Source organism: Frankia sp. AgB1.9, assembly GCF_016786355.1.
GTDB lineage: Bacteria > Actinomycetota > Actinomycetes > Frankiales > Frankiaceae > Pseudofrankia.
In genome coordinates, this window is sequence record NZ_JADWYX010000106.1 from 27,270 (window position 1) to 29,191 (window position 1,922).

The 1,922-nt window shown below is 73.7% G+C and carries 2 protein-coding genes; both read right to left on the minus strand.

Features of this window, described 5'->3' with window-relative positions:
- Positions 1-260 precede the first annotated feature (260 nt).
- On the minus strand, positions 261-335 hold the full coding sequence (locus I6A60_RS44250) for a 50S ribosomal protein bL37 (protein ID WP_374113482.1): 75 nt from the start codon (positions 333-335) through the stop codon (positions 261-263).
- Positions 316-1,098 (minus strand): DUF5317 domain-containing protein, encoded by a 783-nt coding sequence (locus tag I6A60_RS31520; RefSeq protein ID WP_203024909.1) that lies wholly within the window; start codon positions 1,096-1,098, stop codon positions 316-318. Before I6A60_RS31520 ends, I6A60_RS44250 begins: the two co-directional genes overlap by 20 nt.
- Positions 1,099-1,922: the final 824 nt, after the last annotated feature.

Sequence of the window (1,922 nt, forward strand, 5' to 3'; positions counted from 1 at the left end):
CCGCCCCGCCCCCGGGCGCGCCCCGGGGGGGGGGGGCCCCTCGTCTCTGCGTCTCTGCCCAGACGGGCGGAACCAGCGCGACCCAGTCACGATCCCGACCCTGGCTGGGGCGAACCCCAGACTTCCAGGTGCCGGAGGATCGGGACTGGGGAGGGCGATCGGGCGCCCGATCCAGGCGGAGCCGGGGTCCCTCCCGGATCGGCGAAGCCGATCTGGGAGGTCAGCGGAGAGCCCTCAGGGCCGGTTCCGGCCGATCGCCGTCAGGCGTTCGGACGCTTGCCGTGGTTGGCCTTGTTCTTCGCGCGGGCGCGCCGCTTACGCTTCTTCTTCGCCATGCCGCGATCTCCTTTCTGAGTCGTCGCCGCTATGCCGCTCGTCGCTGACATCCGCGGCCATCGTGCCACGCCGCGGCGTGGGTGTGACGCCCGCAGCCGGCCCAGCCGGCAGGGCGGCGACTGGCCAACGACCCGCGCGCCCCGCGGCCGAGCCGGCATCCGGGCCGACGTCGGCGTCGCCCGCCGCCTGCGCCTGGCGGCGGCCGCGGCGGCGGTCGCGGGCCTCCCTACGGGCCCGCAGAGTCCGGCTGGCCCGCACCGGCGCGAGCCCGGCGAAGAGCCCGATCCCGGACGCGATCAGCACATCGCCGGCGCTGAGCGCCGCCGGCGCTCCCCAGAACGGAAACGCGATCACGTCCCCCAGGTAGCGCAGCCGGGTGTCGTGGTCCGCGAGCACGTAGTGGTCCGACCGGGCCACGTCGGCCCGGTCGATCCCAGCGGAGCTGATCGCCGCCGTCGAGACCGGCATACGGCCGTGGTTCGCGCCGATGGCGGCCGTGTTCAGCGCGAGACCGATGAAGAGCAGGAACAGCCCGGGAATCCGCCGGTTGGCCGCGGAGAGGATGGCGGCGAGCACGGCCGCCACCAGCCAGCCGACGGTCTGGAGCCGGGGCGCGACCACGGCGACCACGAGCGCGAGGACGATGACGGCGGCCAGCCAGCCGAGCCGTACCCGGACCCGCCCGAGCGCGTCCAGGGTCCCCCCGCGCAGCCGGGCGATCACGAGACCGACCAGCAGGGCAAGGACGAGGAGAACGAACACACCCGTAGTCTCCTAGCCCGTCCCCTTCTACCCCGCATCGACTGGCCGTCGTCGCAGGTATTTGTCGGTTTTTCCCGGCCCGCCTGCCTCGGCCTGGCCGCCTCGGCCCGGCCTGTTTCGGGCCGGCCTGTCTCGGGCTGGCCCGGCCTGGCCTGTCTCGGGCTGGCCTGTCTCGGGCTGGCCCGGCCCGGCCTGTTTCGGGCCGGCCCGGCCGGTGAGTGGGGCCCGGTCGTATCGCGGAGCTGCCGGATGCGGTGGCCTCAGCGGCCTGGTCGCATCGCGGAGGTCTGGGACGCGGTGGCCTCATCAGCGGCCTGGCCGGGGCGTACCTGGTCTCGTGGGCGGTGGCGTGGGGTAGCCGAGCTGTCTCGGAGTCGGGGTCTGGACAGCGGTCGCCCGGGCGGCGCGTCAGCTCTGGGCGGTCTCGGCCCCTCGCGACCGCCGTTTCCCCTACCCAGTCAGCGATCATCGTGCATTGGCGCCGCCTCGACGATTCATGATCGCAGATTGCGCAGGGGAAACCGTCGCCCGCTGCCCCATTTTGTCGCATTTATTCCTGCGCAGCTGGCGATCATCGCCGCCACCCACCGCTGAACCGCCCGAAGATCGCCAGGTGGGCAGGTGGGCAGGTGGGCAGGTGGATCGGCGGCTCGGACCGCCGGTCGACCGGCGACTCCCCGCCTGCCACGGGAGCGATCGCCGAGGGCGCCCCGGCGCCCGAGGCGTTCCGCCGTGCGGTTGATCTCCGCGTTCCGCCGTGCGGTTGATCTCCGCGTTCCGCCGTGCGGTTGATCTCCGCGTTCCGCCGTGCGGTTGATCTCCGC